The 6,679-nt window shown below is 41.1% G+C and carries 5 protein-coding genes; all 5 read left to right on the plus strand.

The features are described 5' to 3' along the window. Positions 1 to 544, plus strand: a 544-nt coding sequence (locus ACYUCY_RS18170; RefSeq protein WP_460227958.1) for a hypothetical protein, incomplete at its 5' end; no start/stop codon positions are given. 9 nt (positions 545 to 553) lie between these two features. After that, the gene (locus ACYUCY_RS18175) at positions 554 to 1,027 is read left to right on the plus strand and encodes a DMP19 family protein (RefSeq protein WP_460227959.1); all 474 of its coding nucleotides are present in this window, start codon (positions 554 to 556) and stop codon (positions 1,025 to 1,027) included. Between the two features lie 186 nt (positions 1,028 to 1,213). After that, a complete protein-coding gene (locus ACYUCY_RS18180; RefSeq protein ID WP_460227960.1) occupies positions 1,214 to 1,447 on the plus strand; it encodes a transposase in 234 nt (77 codons plus the stop codon). Between the two features lie 369 nt (positions 1,448 to 1,816). Then, positions 1,817 to 5,518, plus strand: coding sequence for an SPRY domain-containing protein (locus ACYUCY_RS18185; protein WP_460227961.1), 3,702 nt, complete (start codon positions 1,817 to 1,819; stop codon positions 5,516 to 5,518). A gap of 56 nt (positions 5,519 to 5,574) precedes the next feature. Further along, positions 5,575 to 6,429: a discoidin domain-containing protein gene (locus tag ACYUCY_RS18190; RefSeq protein ID WP_460227962.1), complete on the plus strand. Its 855-nt coding sequence runs from the start codon at positions 5,575 to 5,577 to the stop codon at positions 6,427 to 6,429. Positions 6,430 to 6,679 lie beyond the last annotated feature (250 nt).

Below are 6,679 nucleotides of genomic sequence, written 5' to 3' on the forward strand. Positions count from 1 at the left end.
GATTGGGTTAGGTGGGGGGATTAATACATACTCTTATGTGGGGGGGAGTCCGGTTGGGTATTATGATTTTTATGGATTGGCTGAGGGCCATCACTATGTGCCTAAACAGGTGTTTAAGAATATGGGTCTTCCTTCAGATGCCCATAAGATTTTTAATAAGACTACTACAGGCCCACTCCCTGGTGGACACGGGTGGAGTAAAGAGCATAGGCAGTATAATCAAGCAGTACAGGAGGCGATGGATAGTTGGCTTAAAGATAAAGGTATTGATCCTAAAAAGATGTCTTCGAGTCAAGCAAGTGATTTTTTGGATCACTTATCTAAGTCGAATGATCCTAGGATTAAGAATTTTATTGATAAATTAGCGAAGCAGGCTGGCAAAAGCTTGTTGAAAAAAACTGGCGGATTTGTTTGTCGAAAATTCCCATTGGTAGCTGTAGGCTTTTTTGCAAACGATTGGCATAACGGCGGCTTTGGTCACGCCGTCAATGAATTAACATGGCCAATTAGCGAGGCTTGGTCTAATGACTGTAATTGTGAATGAAGAGTGGGTATGCCAAATTTGAGCGATGTTTTTAATCTTTCTGGAGATAAATTCATTGACGAACTATTCGACTTTGTAATTGAAAATGGATTTAATTCTCAAAAGTCGACTCCTATTGAAAAAACCGTGGTATATATAGTAACTGCTCAGGGTATTATTGAGAATGGCGGATTTAAATACTTCTTTGAGAGCGATTTTGATGATGGAAAAGTTTCACATGAAGAGATAATAAATTATTTTAAGAAAATAGGCAGTGTAAATACAGCAAGCACGTTGAAAAAAATATTGGAAATATTTCCAAATTCTAAGCCTCAAAAAAATTTATATAAAAGGCAGGAATATATAGAGAAATACATCGACTCCGATAAGAATCGAATTGTTGATAGGCTAGAGAGTGATTTGTTTAATTACATGAGAATGGAATCAGCTAATCTTGAAAAATACTTGAAAAATAACAAAGACTTTTTTACAGAAATCAAATAAAAAATCATAATCAGAGGGTCAGAGCAAAAATCAAAGGGTCAGAGTAATTGATTTTAGAGATCAAATAATCCAAAGGAGAGAATCAGGGAGGAAATCAAAGGGTCAAGGAAATCAAAGGGTCAGAGTAATTGATTTTTTTAAATAGATAATTTTATTTTTTCACAAACAGCTAAAGGAAAGGATTTCATGGCTAGACTCCCTCGCTTATATGCACCTGGGTGCGCCCAACATATTATGTGGCGCGGTAACAACTGTCATGAGTGTTTTTTTGATACAGATGATTACGCTGTTTACCTGGATAAGCCGAAAGAGTTTAGTGAAAATCTTGATTTCTCTATTCATGCTCTTGTATTGATGGCTAATCACGTACATTTGTTGGTGACGCTGGGAGATGAATTCAGTGCGGACGAATATGGTTGATTATGCATCTTACTATCCTTGGTCGAGCTTTCGGTCAAACAGTATGGGAAGCAAATTAATTTGATTTCACCGCCGCGATTTTATTACGATGGAAAAGACAGGTGAGGAACAAAGAACGGCTTATCGGGAAATCTTTAAGGGGAGAACGCCCAAGGTGACACTTCCAACAATTGGTGATTCCATAAATAAAGGTTGGGTAATCGGCGAAAGGAAAATCAAAGAACAAATCGCAATGGCGGAAAATAGATGAGTTGAGTCACTGGGTAAAGGTGGCGACAGGAAGTCAAAGTACTTCAAAGATAAAATCTAGAAATCAATTTCATCGTGATTTTAATAATTAAAAAATTAATTTATTTACAAGGTAGTTTTATGCGAATTATTGTTCTTTTAGTTTGTCATTTTATTTTATTCTGTTCTTCACCAGTTTTTTCTCAGCAATGGATCACTAAAGGAACTTGTTCTCTTTCATCCGGCGCTTGCAAAACCGCGTGTGATGCTGCTAAGAGAACAGATCTTCATCCGAATGATACAGGAATATGGAGAGATAATTGGGGTTGTGCCCAAACAGGCGCGGGACATTGGTTTAATCATACTTCTGGGGATATGTGGCAATATCTTTATGTTTCGAATGTGCCCCCAGTTGGCCCTTCTCCACCACCACCGAGCTCTTGCAGCGCCAGTTCTCAGGGGGCCGTGCTGGACAGCTATCAAGGAAACCCCATTCGCGTTGCGACCGGGGAGAAGTATGAGGCCGAAGTTGATTATGTAGGTAAAGGAGGCATGCCGCTCCAAATTCGGCGCTCCTATCATTCTCGCGAATTAGGATGGCATTTTTCAACGGGCTCTAGACTTGAGTTTATATCCGACGGGCAATACGATTTTATTCAATGGATAAACGGCCAAGGTTTTACAGTTTCATTCACAATGATTGATGGAACATGGATAAGCAAATCAAACCCAAGCCTTAGGCTTTGGAAGCAAGGCGACCGGCATTGGCGACTGCGTGATGACCAACAAAATGTCTATATTTTTTCTGATACAGGACTGTTGCAAATAGCGTCAAATACCAAAGGTGATACTCAAGAATTTTTTTATGACATAGGCGACCGAGTAACTCGAATCGATAGCAGTGATGAAGACTTTTTAACGTTTGAATACGATTCATCGGGCCTCTTAATAAAAATTGTTAACGCTGCAAATGAATCCTTTGAATACTCATACAACCAAAGTCAGATTATTGAAGTTAAATATCCAGTTGGTTCCTCGAAAATCTACCATTATGAAAACGTAAATTTTCCTACCGCATTAACCGGTGTTACCGATGAAAATGGTATTCGTTATGTAACCTGGGAATATGATGAAGAAGGTAGAGCGGTCTCGTCTGAACACGACAATGGAGTGGATCGCACGGAGTTTATCTTTAATCAAGATGGTTCAACTACAGTTACTAATTCACTGCAAAAAACCACAACCTACCATTATTCTTTGATTAACAATGAAAAAAAATTAATACGTATCGAAGGTCATATTTCTCAAAACTGCGAGGCGTCAAACGCGTATAACTCTTATTACATAGATGGAACGCTACAGACCCGTTCAGATCGAAACGGAAACGTGATTCTATACGAGAGAGATAATTTAGGGCGTGAAATTCGCAAAACTTCTGGTTTGAACTGGAGTGGTAACCCTCAATACGGATATAACATCGATACAAGTTTACTTGTAAATACTCCTGTGACAAAAATCGAGGAGTATTGCTGGCATCCTGCATTCCCACAAATTGTGAAGACAATCAAGTACGGCTCAGTTACTAAAGCTTCTCTTAACCAGCAAGGGCTTTTGGTTCACTCGACGACCGAGCCTCGAACGCAAAATAATGAAAACTGCGATGACGTGCCGACAACAGAAGCAATTGTTGATGATCTTCCTGATGACTGGGAATGGATTCATTTTGGAAGCGTCAATCAAGATAACGATGGCGATTTCGATAACGATGGTATTAGCAATTTTCAGGAGTTGTTTTACGGCTTAGATCCATCCGGAGGTCCCGATGATTCGGATCAAGACGGCATGTTAGATGGCTGGGAATTCCATTACTTTGGAGATCTGGAGCAATCTGGGACTGATGATTACGATGGCGATGGAGAAACGAATTATCAGGAGCATGTCGACGCTCGTAACCCCAGTGCAAATGATAATTTCAATTATCTTGATCGAATCAATAGCAATGGCAGTTTAGTGTTTTCCGAATTCAATACAAGAGTATCGGGTGGGCAAATTAATCAGTGGTTTACTTCGTTTGGTAAATACGCGCTTGGAGCTGAACAAAAACATTATTGGGAAGTTGAGCTGCATGGCGAGCATGCGTTGGTTGGCATCGGTAGCGATGTGCCTTTAACTAGCTATCCCGGTAGCAACAGCGACAGTTATGGCTGGTGGAGCCAGCAAGGGGTGATCTATCACGGCAATCAAGCCACCCCTTTCCTTGACTATGGCCCGGGTGATGTCTTGATGTTCGCCTACGATTCGGTAGCAGGTAAGTTATGGTTTGGTAAAAACGGTGAGTGGCAAGGTGATCCTTCTGCGGAAACTGCTCCAGCTTATAGCAACATTACTGGGATCCAGTACCCGGTTGTTTCTCTGAGTGGAACGAACGCATCGGTATCTGTGAAATTCGATCCTGCACAATTTCATTACGCAACCCCAACGAATTATTTGCGATTGGATAGTGATCTCGACGGGCTGTATGACCAGTGGGAGCTCGAAAATTTTGGGAATTTATCTCAATCATCGGAAGATGATTTTGATTCCGATGGCGTTATTAATGGGAATGAATTGAAATTTGGTCTAGATCCAACTGATGGAAATAGTGACTCTGATCAAGATGCTTTGTCAGACGCATGGGAAATGCAATACTTTAATAATTTGAGTCGAAACGGCAGTGGTGATTTTGATGGTGACGGTATCAGTGATTCACATGAATTCCTCGGTGGTACCGATCCTTTAATGCATGTTAGGAGAAATTATTTAGATCCTAATAATACCTTGACAGGATTGGTGTTATCGAATCAAAACCGCGTCGTAGCAGCTCAATACAGTAGGGATAGATGGCGTTCGTCGATAGCTAAAAGCGCATTGGGTGCGGGGCAAAAATATTATTGGGAAGTTGGTGGTTCAGGAAACCGAGTGATAGCAGGAGTCGCGAGCAATATAGAGTTAGTCCAGCATTTTTATGCTGGTAGTACTTCGAGCAGTTACGGCTCAGTTAACCTGGATGGAAATATATTTAACAACGGCTTGAGTAGTGGAGCAGCAGTGGGCGGATATGAAAATGGAAGGCTGATGATTGCATATGATCCCGATGCAGGAAAATTATGGTTTGGACGAGATGGGATTTGGCAAGGGGATCCTTCGGCTGGAACTGAGGCGCATTTTAGTAACCTTAGTGGATTGATGTATCCCGTCGTGTCTATTTATAGTGCCGGTCAAGCGAGCATATATTTTCAAAGTAGTGAGTTTTTATATTCGCCTCCGGAAGGGTTTGAAGCCTCTCTCCTATATGATGTGGATGAAGACGGTTTGTCTGATAATTGGGAATTAGAATTTTTCGGAAACTTATCACAACTGGCAGAAAGCGATTTTGATGAAGATGGCATAAGTAATCTGCAGGAATTTGATTTGGAACTGAATCCAACGGATGGCAATCCCGATAGCGATGCTGATGGCTTAACGGATGCATGGGAAGCCCAATATTTTGGAACCCTTGTGTTCGATGGTAGTGGTGATTTTGATGGAGATGGGATTAACAACCGTTTTGAATTTGAATTAAGTTTGAATCCAGCGACGGTAACCATTAATTCGGACGGCGATACCTTGCCTGATTTTTGGGAGCTAAGGTATTTCGGATCGTTTGCACAGCAAGGAGGTGGTGATTTCGATCAGGATGGTGTTTCAAATTATCAAGAATATATACGGGGCACAAATCCTTTGAGTGCAGCTGATGGTATTGATAGCGCTACTGCATATAAAAATATTCCGGCAACATCGCACCACATGATAAATAACTTTTGATTTTTTTATACCCTGTAAATATGTCATTCCCACAACAGATTTTTAAGGATCTAAAAATGAAACTGTATAACGTAGAAAAAATTCGACCATGGAAATTTGGCTTTTGTATGGTTTTATTCTGTATAACACTATTCAGTCATGCGAGCGAATTTGAACAATCTGGTTATATCGCCACGATAAACAATTTTGCTTCCAGTGCGGACTCTACATTTTCAACGAGCTGGACTTCAATTCAGCTGACCGGTTTAAACGCAGATGCAAACTGTGCAGGAGACGATTTTGGCGCAGGCGATCTCGCTGAATTAGCGTTTTTGGATTCTGAAACCTACATGGCAACAATCTTATTGACGTCCTATATCAACGGTGCAAAAGTCACTGCGCTTATCGACGACGGAAGTTTGCTGGAAGGGCATTGCAAGATAAAAAGAGTATCGTTGTCACCTGCTTCACCTAATTCATCGGATCCGGTCAATGCGTTGGCGAGATATTGGCGTATTTATATTACTGAAAATAACGGTGGGGCGTTGACGACAGTAGCCGAACTAATGTTTTTTGATACAGATAACAACGCGTTTAATCTACTGGCTAGTTCGGCAATTTTTGCGAACTCCATATCGAATTCTCTTAATCCTGCTCACTACGCGATAGATGGATCTTCACTTAACAAATGGACCTCGGCAGGCGCTACGCCAAACTTTGTCGGCTTTGATTTTGGCGCTCCCGTTGCAATAGGGTCGTTTATGTTGATGGGTAATTATAGCTCGGGTGATCAAGCCCACTATGCACCAAAAGTATTTACGATCCAATATTCGAATGACAATGTTGTTTGGACAAATCATCCAACCGTATTTGGTGATCAAACCAATTGGGGTGCGGCGGAAGAGCGTATATTTACGTTAGATGCTAACTGAATTTAGAAAGGCTGTTTATCACCTAAGAATATTCTTGATTCGATAGGATTTTATTCTTAGACGCCCAATTATGATAATTGAAATGGATTCTTTATGAATAAATTCACCAACTTCACCGTCGCTTCAGTAATAAGCATTGGCGTAACCTGCGTTTCTTCCGGCACCCTAGCGCAACAATCTTGGTCCTACACCTACCACAGCAACGGCCAGATCGAAACCGCGGACGGCCCGCGCACCGATGTCAATGACA

The organism is Aurantivibrio infirmus (genome assembly GCF_054767315.1).

Bases quoted from the DNA above. Each gene is read 5' to 3' on its own strand.
- ACYUCY_RS18180 (WP_460227960.1), top strand. From the start codon at position 1,214: ATGGCTAGACTCCCTCGCTTATATGCACCTGGGTGCGCCCAACATATT.
- ACYUCY_RS18175 (WP_460227959.1), top strand. From the start codon at position 554: ATGCCAAATTTGAGCGATGTTTTTAATCTTTCTGGAGATAAATTCATT.
- ACYUCY_RS18190 (WP_460227962.1), top strand. From the start codon at position 5,575: ATGAAACTGTATAACGTAGAAAAAATTCGACCATGGAAATTTGGCTTT.
- ACYUCY_RS18185 (WP_460227961.1), top strand. From the start codon at position 1,817: ATGCGAATTATTGTTCTTTTAGTTTGTCATTTTATTTTATTCTGTTCT.